General features: G+C 32.0%; 11 protein-coding genes and 2 tRNA genes. 10 read left to right on the forward strand and 3 right to left on the reverse strand.

Annotation, left to right across the window (positions count from 1 at the left end):
• The first annotated feature begins 28 nt into the window (after positions 1-28).
• From JG780_RS07575 to rbsK, 9 genes are all read left to right on the forward strand, one after another.
• A complete protein-coding gene (locus tag JG780_RS07575) occupies positions 29-1,621 on the forward strand; it encodes a DNA-binding protein (RefSeq protein WP_287569898.1) in 1,593 nt (530 codons plus the stop codon).
• 57 nt (positions 1,622-1,678) lie between these two features.
• The gene (locus JG780_RS07580; RefSeq protein WP_287569899.1) at positions 1,679-2,512 is read left to right on the forward strand and encodes a thermonuclease family protein; all 834 of its coding nucleotides are present in this window, start codon (positions 1,679-1,681) and stop codon (positions 2,510-2,512) included.
• A gap of 134 nt (positions 2,513-2,646) precedes the next feature.
• On the forward strand, positions 2,647-4,536 hold the full coding sequence (locus tag JG780_RS07585; RefSeq protein ID WP_287569901.1) for a hypothetical protein: 1,890 nt from the start codon (positions 2,647-2,649) through the stop codon (positions 4,534-4,536).
• Positions 4,537-4,609: 73 nt separating this feature from the next.
• A complete protein-coding gene (locus tag JG780_RS07590; RefSeq protein WP_287569903.1) occupies positions 4,610-5,290 on the forward strand; it encodes a hypothetical protein in 681 nt (226 codons plus the stop codon).
• Between the two features lie 13 nt (positions 5,291-5,303).
• Positions 5,304-6,479, forward strand: a complete 1,176-nt coding sequence (locus tag JG780_RS07595) for a hypothetical protein (RefSeq protein ID WP_004104535.1) — start codon at positions 5,304-5,306, stop codon at positions 6,477-6,479.
• A gap of 15 nt (positions 6,480-6,494) precedes the next feature.
• A complete protein-coding gene (locus JG780_RS07600) occupies positions 6,495-8,393 on the forward strand; it encodes an isoamylase early set domain-containing protein (RefSeq protein ID WP_287569905.1) in 1,899 nt (632 codons plus the stop codon).
• 99 nt (positions 8,394-8,492) lie between these two features.
• Positions 8,493-8,582, forward strand: a tRNA-Ser gene (locus JG780_RS07605).
• Between the two features lie 42 nt (positions 8,583-8,624).
• A tRNA-Arg gene (locus JG780_RS07610) sits at positions 8,625-8,701 on the forward strand.
• Between the two features lie 65 nt (positions 8,702-8,766).
• Complete coding sequence (gene rbsK, locus JG780_RS07615) at positions 8,767-9,675, forward strand: ribokinase (RefSeq protein WP_287569906.1); 909 nt, start codon at positions 8,767-8,769, stop codon at positions 9,673-9,675.
• Positions 9,676-9,699: 24 nt separating this feature from the next.
• Here the strand turns inward: rbsK and JG780_RS07620 are convergent, their stop codons facing one another.
• Genes JG780_RS07620 through JG780_RS07630 form a run of 3 tightly spaced genes read right to left on the reverse strand, consistent with a single transcriptional unit; the run spans position 9,700 to position 14,709 of the window.
• Complete coding sequence (locus tag JG780_RS07620) at positions 9,700-12,216, reverse strand: adenosylcobalamin-dependent ribonucleoside-diphosphate reductase (protein WP_287569908.1); 2,517 nt, start codon at positions 12,214-12,216, stop codon at positions 9,700-9,702.
• 17 nt (positions 12,217-12,233) lie between these two features.
• Positions 12,234-12,752: a 4Fe-4S cluster-binding domain-containing protein gene (locus tag JG780_RS07625; RefSeq protein ID WP_287569910.1), complete on the reverse strand. Its 519-nt coding sequence runs from the start codon at positions 12,750-12,752 to the stop codon at positions 12,234-12,236.
• A 1-nt stretch (position 12,753) separates the two neighbouring features.
• Positions 12,754-14,709, reverse strand: coding sequence for an anaerobic ribonucleoside-triphosphate reductase (locus JG780_RS07630; RefSeq protein ID WP_287569912.1), 1,956 nt, complete (start codon positions 14,707-14,709; stop codon positions 12,754-12,756).
• A 186-nt stretch (positions 14,710-14,895) separates the two neighbouring features.
• Here JG780_RS07630 and JG780_RS07635 point away from each other — a divergent pair, with 186 nt between their 5' ends.
• Positions 14,896-15,018: a hypothetical protein gene (locus JG780_RS07635; protein WP_287569913.1), complete on the forward strand. Its 123-nt coding sequence runs from the start codon at positions 14,896-14,898 to the stop codon at positions 15,016-15,018.
• The last annotated feature ends 24 nt before the right edge of the window (positions 15,019-15,042 follow it).

The following is a 15,042-nucleotide window of genomic DNA, read 5'->3' on the forward strand; positions in this document are numbered from 1 at the left end:
GGCCCTATTATTATCGGGAGGGAAAAATATGAAGAAGTTATTCATAACATTAATGGTGCTATTCTCTTTCATAGTATTTGCAGGGAATTTTTCCTTATCAGTTTTAAACCTTATGACAATTGGTTTAAATGATGGTTCTTTTGATAATTTTCCAATATTATATGCAACCTATGAGCCATTTGATTTTCTTAAATTTAAGGTTAATGACTATTTAGCACTTTCACATGATGTTTGGAATATAGGGGATTTTTCTATAGCAAAGCCAAGATATTATTATCTTGAGAGTAAATTTAACGTTTTTGGAGTTGATTTAACGATTGATGCTTTAAAAGCTCGCTTAAAAAGCACACAAACTGAAAAATTGGATGGATTAAGAGTTGGAGGATTAAAATTTGATTATTATGGATTAGGTCTATTTGCAAGATATGGTGTGTTTAATTTAGGTGGTGCTTATAACCTTGATAATAATACCTTTGCTGCATTTTCAAAGATTGATCTTTTTGGTTATGTATTTGGAGTTTATTATGAAAACAAGTACAATCAATTATCAGCGGATATGAATAAGGAATTTAACTTTGGAAATATTTCTTTAGATATGTGGGGAGCACTTTCAGCAAAAACTGATAATTTAATGGAATTTTCATATTTAGTTGGTGCAAGAGCAAGATATAACAATTTTGAATTATCAACTCAGTTTTTAAAAATTGGTGCAAATGTATATGATGCAGATTTTCAAACTGGAGATCCTATGGATATGCTTCTTAGCAGCAATGATTGGGCAATTTATGCCAATTTAGATTATCACTTAAATGATTATGTTCTTGGGATATTTGTAAGACACAATAGTGTTTGGTATGGGTCAGAAATGCTACCATTATATGGTGCTAAGTTATCATATAAAGACTTTACTTTAAAGATTGGAAATGGAGATTTGTTAAGTGGAGGAAGTTTCGGTGGAAAACAACTTATAGCTGTTGAATTAAATTATTTCTATTCACTTGATTTTGAAAGGCTTTTAAACTTTTCATTTGGCAAAAAAGAAAATATTAGTGTCGAAAAAGTTGAAAAACAGACTGGTGAAAAAACATCTTATTCTTCTTTGATGGATGTTGCTTTTGGACAAGAAGGAAACATATATACTGTTAAAGGAATAGTAACGTCTCCAAAAGATTTACTTGGAAAGGGTAGCTTTTACATTCAGGATGAAGTTTCAGGGCTCATGATTTATGCACCATCATTTACAGAAAGCTTAGAAATAGGAGACGTTGTTGTAGTAACAGGAAAAAGTAAATTGTGGAACGGAATAGTAGAACTTGTTGCTGATTCAATAGAGGTTGTTGGAAAAGATGAGCCAAAAGCAGATGTCTTAACAAGTCTTTCAGATGTTTTCTTGTCAAGTTTAGTTTACATTGAAGGAATAGTAAAAGAAAAAGGAAAATATGATTTTGTAGTGGATACGGGAGAGTTCTTAATAAAGGTTTATTTAAAGAAAGGCACAAATATAGATATTTCTAACTTGAGTGAAGGTTCGAAGGTTAAAGTTACAGGAATCCTTACTTTGTATAAAGGTGAATATGAAATTTTGCCTAGGGGCCAATTTGACGTAGAGGTTTTAAAATAATAATTGTGCCGCCTTTTGGCGGCACATTTTAAAAAAGTAACAGAAGAAGGGAGTAGTATGGATTTGAAAAAGCTTTTGCCAATTTTGTTATTTAGTGTCTTAATTACGTTGTTTTCTTGTATAGATATTGATGCTATAGACTTTTTGAGTCCCATTAAAGATGATAGTGGATTTGTAAAGTTAGCTGTGGATCACATTGTTGATGGTGATACTTTCTATGGATATGTAAATGGAGAGTACAAAAAAGTGAGAATTGTTGGAATTGATACTCCAGAAACTCATGCAGGTAATAAACCAATTGGTGAGTACGGAGAGGATGCAAAAAGGTTTTTAGAAGATTTTGTCAGCAAATACGAGATATATTTAAAGATTGTAGGAAATGACGGATACGGTAGAACTCTAGCTTATGTTTTTGGAAAGAATAATGAGAATGGTTATATATTCTATGAAGAGGCAGTTTTAATGGAAGGATATGCAAGACCTTTAATATATTTTGATAATGATGATAGCGAATTAACCCCAAGGCTTGTCCAAGCATATAACTATGCCTTTGAAAATAGAAAAGGAATATTTTCAAAATGGAATTCAGCAAAGGTTTTAAGTAGTAAAGCTCAAATAACAAGCTTACTTGAAGGTAAGATCGTTTTTCTGGAAGGAACAGTGAAAGATATAAGAAAAAATTACCATAGAGATGGCGGGTATAACTATTATATTGATTGTGATTGGTTTGAAATTTCCATTCGCGATGGTGAATATGAATATTTTTTCAAAGATTATAACTTATATTCCATTAAAGGTAAAAAAGTAAGATTTTATGGAGAACTTTGGTTTGATGATAATAAACCGGAGATATTGCTTAGAAGTCCGAATGAAATAGTTGTTGTAAATTAGACAAATGTAAATAAAATTTTTTAAACAAACCTTGGAACGATTTTGGAACTCGTTCCAAGGTTTGTTTTTTTTTTATGTAGGCGTAGTAATATAATATGAAATTGCGAAATTGAGATTTTGAGGAGGGATGTAAGATGAAAAAGTTTTTGTTGTTGTTAACTGTTGTTTTATTATTATTTTTACTTTTTGGATGTTTTTTAGCACCTACAAGTGCTGAATTAGAGCCAGGATATTATGTTGCATTTAATTTTCAATATAAGGCTTCTGATGGAGCAGAAGATATAACTGTTCTACCTGGTTTAAAGATGAGTGAGGTTTCAGAAAATGAATACAAGCTTTCTATTGCAAAATCTGATCTTTCAAGTGTTTTAGAAGGAAAAGATAAAGATGGAGTGTATTGGTGGACTGTTGTAAAGGTAGTTGATCCTCAAGCAACTAATACATGGATCGTTTATGGTGGTACAGGACCTTATGATCCATCTGTGCCATTTTTAAAAGAAGATTTTGATGCACTTTCAGATACAGATAAAGTAGAATTTTATGCAACTATTCCAGATTCAACCAATACAATTATTGGTTTTGGAGATAATTTAAAGGATAATCGTGATTATTATTTTGTCGGAACAGTTACAGACTGGTCTCATATGAAGATGGAAAATATGGGCAACGGAATATTTGAAGCAACGGTTACAACAAGCGATTATGTAAAAAATATTGAATACAAAATTTGGTCAGGAGATAAATGGGAAATTACTGAAACATTAAAAGCATTAGCATTCAATGGAAAAAATTATTATGCAACTGGTGATAATGGAACATTTAGTTTTGATGAAGATGTAAAAGAATTTAAAGTAATTTTTGATGCACATCACAGTAAAGTAAGTTTTGAACCATTAAAGAGTACAACTATTGAAACAATAGCAAATGTCAAAGAAAGATTGCTGGCTGATGATAGTGCAACATTTACTACAACTGTTCGTGGTGTTGTGACTTACGAGTATTCAAGTTATTTAATGATACAAGATGATACTGATGCAATAAAGGTATATAAATCTGGTATTGGTGATGTCTTTAACCTTGGGGATCTAGTCTTAGTTTCAGGAGAAGCCTCAGTTTATGGTCATGATTTTGAAATAATTCCAGATGCTTCAGAACTTATTAGCCCAGGAAATCCTGATCCAGCACCAATGGATATAACCGGAACATTTATTGATGATGCATCTCCATTGTATGGAAAGCTTGTGGTCTTCACTGGTACGGTAGAATCTACTGATACGTATGATAATGTTACTTTCTTAAGTGATGGTACAGAAATTACTGTAAAAGATTATGTTGGTTATAACTGGAAAACAGGTGTAGAATATACTGTTAAAGGTGTAATTATGTGGAATTACGATAGGTATAAAGTTGTTCCAAGAAATGTGGATGATATTACTGAAGGTATTGATATTTCTTTAAATGGTGATTTGTCCGATTTTCCAGCTGATTCAGCAGTATTTAATGATGCAACGAACGATTCAAAGTGGGGTGCTGATAATGAGCTAAAACTAATTAAAGTTTGGAACAATGATTCTTATCTTTATTTAGGAATTGATGTATCTGTATCAGACAATGGATGGCTCTTAGTTATGGATTTAGGAAATGATACGCAAGGAGCAACAGATCTTTCACAAATGAACGCATGGGCAAGAAAGATTACACTTCAAGGATTTGAAAATGACGCATTTGTTGCTTCTTGGAATAATGATGACGGAAATAGGCATTTCTATACAGTAGATGGTAATACTTGTACAGAAAAAGTTCATGAAGGTAAGACTGTTGGTTCAGTAACTGAAGTAAAGATTCCATGGAGTGATTTGGGATTTGCTTCTGGAAAACCAACACAAATAAAAATTGCTGCCTTTGTTGTAGGTGGTGATGGTTCATCTGCACCAGATACAATGCCTGACATAGTTTATCCAGATGGATGGCAATGGAATACACCAATTACAATTGATGGATTTTTAACTTATGATGTAAAATAAACTAGTTATTTTTGAATAAATATTTGATGGGGGCATATGCCCCCATTGTTATTGGCCTTTGGAGGTGAAAAGAGTGAAAAAATATCTTTTATTTACTTCAATTTTTGTCTTATTTTTTATATTTTTTGGATGTATGACTTTATTTAATTTATCACTTGATTCAGGAATATATGTTGCTGGTGATTGGAACAATTGGATGCCAACTGAAAAAGATAAGATGCAATTGAACAATGGGCTTTATATGTTTGAACTTCCTGTTTCTTCAATAACATTTACTGAGGGAAGTTTAGGACATATTGGATGGTATAAAGTTATATATGTAGGAGCTGGAGAATCAAAAATTCAATCATCAGTTCCTGTATGGCAAGAAAATCTAGGCGATGCTACTTCAATTACAATATATGCTTCTCCTAATTTAATGCACGATGGTTATGCAGTTGGTGCAGGTGATAGTGAGAAGGAAATGGGAAATTGGTACTGTGCAGGTGAGTTTAACAGTTGGACTTTATCAAAGATGTCAAAAGTTGATGATAAATATTTTTATGAAATAGAAAGAGAAGTTTCAAAAGGAGAAGGTTTTTATTTTAAAATAGCAAGAAACTCTGATTGGAAGCCTTGGGAAGAACAATTTGATGGCAAAAATTACAATGCAGGTATGGGGCAAGATGGATATTTTGTTGCTGATAAAGATGGAAGTTCAATTGTTGTTGAATATTACCCACAGTTAAGTATTTTAAAGGCATTTGTTAAATAAGTGAGGTGATAAAGTGAAGAAAATATTTATAGTATTTTCTATTTTAATAGCTTGTATATATTTTGCCAGTGTTTCTCCTTCATATTCATTTAAATTTACATTTGTGGCAGATTTTACTAATGACTTTCCAACATTTTTACCAAGTTATAATACATACACAGAATTTTGGACAAATCTCTCGGGATTGGGAAGTGATTTTTCAGCCACCTTTTCTTTAAAAGGCGAGAGGCTGGATTCAGCAGAAGTTAATTTTTACAAAGATAACTTTGGGATAAATGTTTATAAAAATAGAGTTTTTGGAGGAACTGATGATTTGTTGGGGTTATACAAATTTGACATGGGATCAGACGGATTTGTTGCAAGTTATTCAAATTTTTATTTTTACTCTTTTAACAGTTTGCAGTTAAATTATTTTAAATATGCATCAGATAACTTTAAGCTTTTATACAGTTTAAGAGATAATGTTAAAGATTATTTGTTAGAATTTACCCTCCAAAAAGGCTTAAATTATTTATTTGAAGCAGTTTATACAGATTATAGCGACTATTCTTTTGAAAAAAGCGTTTTACAAGTTGGTTTATCTGAGAAAGATTGGAGATGGGGTGTTAAAATAACATTTTCAGGCTCAAGTGTTTTACTTGCAGATTATACTAACATAAGCCTTGAAAACAGATATGTTGCTAGTATTTGGTATAACATGCAAAAAGGTACTATTTGGACAAATTTAAAAAGTGATAAAAATGGAGATAACTTTCTTAAATATAGTAATGCAGGTTTAAGTTATGATTTTTCAACATTTTCTGTATCTCTTTCAAAGAATGGATTTGATGAGTTCGGATTAACGCCAGATAAATGGGGAGATTTTAATGTTTCAGTTAATGTACCATTCAATCTTTTTGATATAAATGGTAAGTTGTCTTATTCATTTGGAAAGCCTGCACATAATACTGTTGGAACACTAGGAGAAGTATATTATCTGGAGTTGTCAAAAAGGATTGGTATGTTTAACTTGTTTGGAAAATTTCAAAGAATAAATGGTGTTTATGAGAAACGTACTACTGCATATTTTGAATTAAAGTCCAATGCTTTTTCAAATGGAGAACTTAAGATAATGGTTGGAAATGGAGATTTTTACAATGTAAATACGTTTAAAAAGATAGTCTCAGTTGAATTTAATACCTGGTGGTAATGGAGGTGTTTTAAAATGGTGAAAAAATTATCTTTATTTTTTATAACTTTCCTATTTAGTATTTTATTTGCATCTATTTATGTTGAAAATGGAATGGTGGTATTTACATTTGAAGTTGATGCACAGCAGGTATATCTTGCAGGAAATTTCAATAATTGGTCTGTTAGTGCCAATCCTATGGTAAATGAAAATGGTGTCTGGAAAATTTCTTTAGAACTTTTACCAGGTGAATACCAATACAAATTTGTTGTTGATGGTTCTAGATGGATTGAAGACCCAGATGCTCCCTCATATGTAGACGATGGATATGGTGGAAAGAATGGAGCTTTCCTTCTTGTTAATGAAAATGGAAAGTTAGTTATAAAGCCGGTTGGTGGTGCTGAAAATAATAGTAATACTGGAAACGAAAGCCAAAAATATGAAGTTAATACATTAAGAGAGGATACCATATTTGTTGATGAAGAAGGATATGTTGTTATAAGGTACTATAATCCAGATGCAGCATATGTTATGATAGCAGGAGATTTTAATAATTGGGATGCAGAAGACCTTGAGATGTATGATATTGGAGATGGCTGGTGGGAAGCTGCTTTAGAGCTTGATAGTGGAGTGTATCAATACAAGTTTGTTGTAAATGGTGAGACTTGGGTAGAAGATCCTAACGCTTTTGCATATTTACCTGATGGCTTTGGCGGCAAAAATTCTGTTTTAAAGGTATATGAAGAAAATGGAAAACTTAGAGTAGGAAGCCCAGTTGAAAATACAGATGAAAAAGTTGAAAAAAAAGAAATACCACTAGGTGTAAGTATAATTGATGGAAAAGTATATTTTAAAGTTGAAAAGCCACAGGCTTCTAAAGCATATCTTGCAGGTTCTTTTAATAACTGGAATCCACAGGATATTGAAATGCAAAATGTAGATGGATATTGGCAAGTTTCTCTTGTACTTTCTCCTGGAAAGTACGAGTATAAATATGTATTTGAGATAAATAATAACCAAACTTGGCAGGAAGATCCTAATGCACCAGGTTATGTTCCTGATGGTTATGGAGGTAAAAACGGCGTATTTGAAATTGTTGAAAAAGATGAAACTTTGGTTATTGAAAAGCCTGAGCAAGAAACTAAATCTTCAGTTGGTATAAGCGGTAGTTATAGCTTTAATCTTTCTTACAAATATGATGAACAGAATATACTAAAAGGTCAAGGATTTAGTAATAGTTTAGAGCTTATTTACCAACCAAATAATAATTTAGAATTTTCTTTAAAATATGATGGGGCAAGTATTAATTATGCCAAGTTAGAACTTATTAATGATAAGCTTGGATTTTTAGCACATTACAATTATGTATTAGATTTTCCATTTGAAGGATTAGAAACAGGGATTTTTGTAAGTTATGATGAAAAATATTATTTAGGCTTTGGGGCAGATAATAACCAGTTATCATGGATCGTAGGGTTGAATATCTTCGATATTGAAGTAAACTATAGTGATAATTATTTTGCAGGCGAAAGTGTAGTTATTGCAGGTTACAATTTGAAATTATTTGATTATGATACAAAATTGTATGGAGGGTATTTCATAAATTCAAATAGCTATGCAGCATTGATCAATGTAAATTTAGAAGACTTTGAAGCGGAACTTAAATATGTCAAAGATAAAGTAGAATTTTTGTTGAGTATGAATTATTTAGATTTAATCTCAAGTTATAATATTGAAAATGGAAGTTACAACATTGATTCAATAATTTATATCTTTGATAAATATGGTTTGTTAGCAGGATATAATCATACAACATTATTGGATAAATGGTATTTTGGATGCGGCATATATAAAGAAGATTACAATTTAGGATTTAAAATAAGAAGCGATTTTTCAGGATATTATTTTGATCTTTTTGGAAATATTTCTTTTTAAATTGTTTCCTTCAGGGGGCTTGCCCCTGGAGGAATTTTTAGTAAATTGTAATCCTTGACATTTTCCTTATTTTAAGTTAAAATTTTACATGTGATATTTGGAGAGGTGGCCGAGTGGTCGAAGGCGCTTGCCTGCTAAGCAAGTGTGGGGGTAACCCCACCGAGGGTTCGAATCCCTCCCTCTCCGCCAAAAAGTGGGGGATAGTTCCCCCATTTTTAAATTAAATAATATGTGCCCGTAGCTCAATTGGATAGAGCGTCAGACTGCGGATCTGAAGGCTGGGAGTTCGAATCTCCCCGGGCACGCCAAAAAAAGGAGGCTAATGCCTCTTTTTTTGTTATGAAATTAAAAAAGTAAACAAGGAGTTGAAAAAATGATTGCAGTGGTTGGAAGTTCGAATATGGATGTTGTTTTAACAGTTGAGAGATTTACTTTACCTGGTGAAACTCAAAGAGCTCAAAAATTAGAGTTTTTTCCTGGTGGAAAAGGTTCTAACCAGGCAGTTAGTATAGCAAAACTTTCTAAGAAAAATTCTAATGTTTATTTTTTAACCTGTATTGGTAATGACTCTTATGGAAGAGATTTAAAAGACCAATACGACAAATTAAACATTAAAGGATACGTAGTAGTTGATGATAATAATGGCTTAGCTTTTATTGAAGTTACAAAAAAAGGTGAAAATAGAATTGTAATATATCCTGGAGCAAATAGAAACTTAACTAAAGAAATTATAAAAAAGCATGAAGAAAAACTTTTAGAAGCTGATTACATTTTACTTCAAAATGAGATTCCATTTGAGTCAACTTTATATTCTGCCCGGATTTTTAGTGAAAATGGAAAAATTGTTATTTTTGACCCTGCTCCAGTAAGTGGAATTGAAAAGGAAATTTTTCAATTTGTAGATTTTTTGACACCGAATGAAGAAGAAATAAAACTTTTAACAGAAAAGTTCTTTGGAGAATTTGTCTCGTATGAAGATAGTTATTTTAAACTTAAAAGCTTAGGAGTAAAAAAACTCATTGTAAAACTTGGAAGCAAGGGAGTAATTTATTTTGAAGGTGATAAAAGGATAGAAATTCCATCTTTTAAAGTTAAGGCTGTTGATACAACGGCAGCGGGAGATGTATTTAACGGAGCATTTGTTGTAGCTTTGCATGAAAATCTTGATATAAGAAAATCATTGGAATTTGCCTCGGCGGCAGCTGCTTTGTCAGTTACTAAAAAAGGTGCACAAAATTCTATTCCTTCAAGAAAAGAAGTTGAAAATTTTTTAAATATATAAAAAAGGCGCAATGCGCGCCTTTTTTTAACTACATTTACTCCATCCACATTTTTTACAACTCATACACCCTTCCTGCTTTATTATACTATTTTTTGAAAGACAAGAAGGGCAATATACATTTCCATTTTCATCTACATAGTAACCTTCACTCCATTCAAGGTCATTTGCCATTACAAATTTTTCTACTTCTTCTGCTGTTTTAACGGTGCCATCTATTATGAATGCTTCATCGCTTTCAATTTCCGAGTTACCCCATAGTTCTATGAAATCATCTATTGCTTTTTTGATTTCTTCAGCAAGACCTCTTGTATATTCACCGTTAACCTTTTGAAGCTGTTCTAAAATTTCTTCTATTGACACACCAGCTCTCAAAGCTATAGAAGATAATCTTCCAATAGATTCTGCAAGTTCAGTACCGTTTGAAAGGAATATTTCGACTGCTTCTCCATTGTCATCAAAAGATACGGTAATGTAAGTTGTATTTTCGTTTGATTTATATTTTCTTGTAACGCTTCTTAATGTACTCTTTCTTGGTCTTGGTCTTAGTTTATGTTTTTCATCTAAGAGGAAAAATTGAACTTTTGGAGCGTCCTTAGTTTTAACGTGCTTTGCAGAAGTTAAAACTTGAGTTTGCAGTGAGCCATCTCTATATATTGTCAGCCCTCTTACATTAAGTTTTAATGCTTCAAGATAGATATTTAAAACATCTTCCTTTGTAGCACTATTTGGCATATTAATAGTCTTAGAAATATTATTGTCAACATATCTTTGGAAAGCATCTTGCATTAAAAGATGATCCATTGGAGAAATATCCATTGCAGTTACAAAGACTTTTTTAATTTCTTCTGGTACATCTAAATTTTGCAATGAACCTTTTTCTATTAATTTTTCTTTAATTTTTTCAAGAATTTTTGGATCAAGCTTTTTTTCTAAAACTTTGTTTACATAAAAGAGTGATTCTTTTGTGCCATCGTGTTTGTTCATGTATCTAACATAAGCTAGTAAGAAATTTGGCTCAAGACCGCTACTTGTATCTGCTATGTTAGATATAGAGCCTGTTGGTGCAATAGTTAATACTGCTACATTTCTTTTTCCTTTTTTAGACTCTCTCATTACTTTTTTGATATCTTCATCGTATTTGCTCATTCCCATAGCAAATGGGACAAATTCTTCTTCTTTAAAGAATTTACTTTTTTCAAACAATGGGAAGCTTCCTTTTTCTCTTCCTAGTTTGTTTGATTCATCATGCCCATGTAGTGCCATGAACCCCATAAGATCAGCTGCAAATTGTCTTCCCTCTTCAGAATTGTATGGGATATCAAGTTTGTATAAAAGATCAGCAAATCCCATTATACCTAAGCCTAGTCTTCTACTGTTTCTAACTGCGTTTGTAATTTTTTCAAGAGGAAAGACATTAACATCGATTACGTTGTCTAGGAATCTTACAGCAAGCCTTACAGTATCTTCAAGTGCATCCCAGTCAACTTGTCCATCGTCTGTAACAAATTTAGCAACATCAATTGAACCAAGATTACATGCTTCATATGGTGCAAGGCCTATTTCACCACATGGGTTGGTTGAGATTATTTTCATTTCTGGATATAATGGATAATATTTATTCATTTCATGGAGAAATGCAAGACCTGGATCGCCTGTTTTCCATGCATTCTCTGCTATTTGTTTAATTATATCTCTTGCTTTTATATATCTTTTTTCTGTAAACTTTGGATGTGAAAGTTCTATTTCACCATCTTCTTCGTATAATCTTAAAAGTTCCTTTTTGTCAAATGGGATTCCTACGGAAATATTGAAATATTTTAGCACTTTTTCTCCGTCATTGTTTTCTTTGGCGGTTATAAATTCTTCGATGTCAGGATGGTTTATATTTAATATTCCCATTAATGCTCCACGTCTTTTATATCCTTGTTCTACAACTCCGATTGCGGAGTTAAAAACATGCATGAATGATACTGGCCCAGATGCTTGACCGTGGGTTCCAGCCACAAAACTTCCCTTTGGTCTTAAACTTGAAAAGTTAGATCCAATTCCTCCACCTGCTTTTGTAATTAACGCATATTCTTTTACTGCCTCAAATATTCCATTGATGCTGTCATCAACTGGAACTACAAAACAGGCAGATAACATATGCAGGTGATTTCTAGTGTTGTATATTTCTTGGTAATCAGAAAGTGTCATATTTTCAATAGGTTTCCAGAGAAGTTCATGCCTTACCCCCATACCAGCGTTGAATAGGGTAGGACTATTTGGAATAAATATTCTAGCTTTAAGCATTTTAAAAAACGTTTCTTCTGTTTCCTTTATAATCTCTAGTTTCTTTGCATCATCCATTTTCTTTACTTGTGGGTTGTTTACAAGTTCCGATGTTGCAACCACTCTGGCAACTCTTCTACATACGTCTTCCCACTTATTTTCTAAAAAGTTTCCGCTGATATCTTTTATAAAGTACCTTTCTGAAAGTATTTTGTAGGCGTTTTTTGAAGGTTCAACATCTAGCCAGCGTTTTATAATGTCTTCATACATAATGCTTCCTCCTCTTCTTATTTACTTAGTACTTTATTAAACTTAATATATTTTTGATTTTTTGATGCTGGAAACAAAACATTGCCTTTTTCGTCAACGTTTCTTTGCGTATGATCATATGGCCCTAAAACTAATTCATCCATATATTCAATGTAATTTTCTAAATTTTGTTTTTCTATTTCCTCTAATGTTCTCCAGGAATAAAGGGTATTTACAATTTTTTCTGAAAATTCTTCTTTTAATTCTTTTGAAATTTGAAAAACTGCATCTCTGTTATATGGAGCAAGGGGTTCACCACCTAAATATACCACAGCTATTTTGTCATATGATTCAAGAGCGTAAGTTATCTTGTCTTTTAAAATTTGTATAAGGTCTTCTAAATCGTATTTAAATCTTCTATAAGGTTCCCATGTTTCTTTGTTGTGGCATAACAGACATTTTGGAGACCTATCACAACCTTGAAAATAAATAGAAATACCTAATAACTTTGGATGATCATTTGTTGAAAAGAAAATTCTATTTACATAAACAGTCATATTACATTACCTCCAGTGAATAGAATTTCCTTTTTGAGTATTCATAGTTTCTTCTCGTTTTATTAAAGGAATTAATTGGCACGAGGTAACCTACTATTCTAATGTATTCTTCTGCTTTTTCTTTTCCGCATATTGGGCATCTTTTTCCGATAAATGCATGACCTTCATTGCAAACTGAAATTTTTTGGTTAAATGCAAAGTACATAACACCTTTTTTAGCTATAAGATTTACCATCTTCCATGAGTCTTCTTCGGATTTAAAAGGTGCACCTATGTTAATGTGTAATATAGCTCCACCTGATACCTTTTTGTCAAATTTTCCTGAGTATTTTATTCTATTCATCATATCAGTTTCAGCTGTTAGTGGTACCCATTGATTTGAATAAAGTTCATATGGTTGCCTTTCTTTCCCAAATATGATAGCATCTTTTTTTGCAAGAGTAACTGCTGCTTTTTCTGCAGGAACTTGTTCAATATTAAATGTAAAACCATATTTTTTAAATCCTTGCTCGGCTTTAGACTTAATAAAGTCAAGAGTCTGAGATACAAACATTTCACCATCTTTTGAATATTTTAAGCCTTCTGCAGAAAGTTCGGTAAGTCCCATAAAATCTGCTGATTCCCATACTCCCGTAATTCCAATTGTTCCGTATTGTCTTTCAAGTTTCATAAGACCTACCTCGTATAGTGGTAATACACCTTGTTCAATTCTTTCTTGAATAATAGTTCTTACTGTATGAAGAATTTTTTGTACTAGATCAACTCTTTCATTTAAAATTTCAAAGAATTTATCCTTATCTTCATTTGCTTCAAGAGCAATTCTTGGAAGGTTTATAGTTACTACCTTAAATGAACCTATATTAAGGTCTGAACCTCCAATGGAGTTTGCCATGCCTTTTAATTTAGCCTCTTCAGGATTCGCTGAAAGTGAGAGTTTGATTTCTTTAGTAGAGCTTGTGAGCCTGCAACATGATGCAACGGCATCGATTGAATCGGAGATATACCAGTTTGTATCTTGCCATTTTAAATTAATTTTGTTAATAAACCTTGCACTGTCTTCATCGACAAACTTTCCATCTTTATAGAGAAGTGAAGCTGTAAGAACAGGAAATGTAAACATCTGCCTTTCTCTTTCTTTTGCAACCCATTCCCAATAGTGTTTTTGCAATTTAATTATGTTCTCTAGTTCATCTACAATAGGTGAGCCATCTGGATATTTTTCTCCTTTAAATATTGCTTTGATGTAATTTCTGTCTAAATATGTAAAGTTTGTATATGGTGATTGGTGTGTTCTAATTGGTTGATTAAATGAATAAGTTAGAATTTGGAAATGTTGTTCAATATACCAGTCAAGTTTATCTTTTGGTATAATGCCTTCTTCTAAGTCTTTTTTTACGTAATACCACATCCATACAAAAAAGTCAGGAAGTCCAACTGCTCCACTTGATTGATTAGAAGCAAACATTACAAATTGAATTACATGTTGAATGAAAGTAGATAAATGTTGCGCTGGTATTGATTGAATTGTGTCGATAAAGGGTAAACCTTTCTCCACTATTGGTTGGAGAGTATAGGCAAAACAATATGGCATAAATGCTGCATGATGTGCATCATGTAAATAAATTGCTCCGTTGATTTGTGCTTCTAAAAATTTGCCTGCATCTTCTTTTCCATATAGTTTTTTCATTTTTTTCCAGATAACATAAATGGAATTTAATTTTGTAAATGGTTTATTTACTTCAGCAAAGTAAGTTCCAATATGCTTAGAGCGAACATTAGCATTAGTGTCAATTGATAAATCACCTATTTTTTCGTTAGCAAAAAACTTCTTATTAAAATAATCAATATCAAGATTTTTACCAAAACCTTCTAATTCAAAAATTTCAGGACCATATTTTTCCTCTAGTTTTTTAAATAGCAAATCAAAATCTTCAGAGTAACTGAATTTAACGAACATAAAATACCCCCCAATAGAAGAATCGAATAAAATTTATTTATGACCACAATATATTGTATATCATAAAAGCAAAATATACAATATATAGTTTATGTTAACATTCTAAATAAGTGGAAATTAAAAGGTGAACTTATTATGAAAATTATAAAAACGTTAAAAAATTCCAAAAAATGTAACAATACGCCTGTGAAGGTGAAGATAATTAAAGAAAGAGAAAAGAACAGTAAAGGTGACTGTAACTTGACTAAGAGGTACAAACGTGGTAAATTAGAAGACGCGTTGGGAGAGGGGTCATTGAAAAATGGATAGCAGTCCTGGAGAAGAAGAGTCAGA

It is taken from the genome of Thermosipho sp. (in: thermotogales) (genome assembly GCF_020054775.1).
In the GTDB taxonomy this organism is placed as follows: Bacteria; Thermotogota; Thermotogae; order Thermotogales; family Fervidobacteriaceae; genus Thermosipho; species Thermosipho africanus.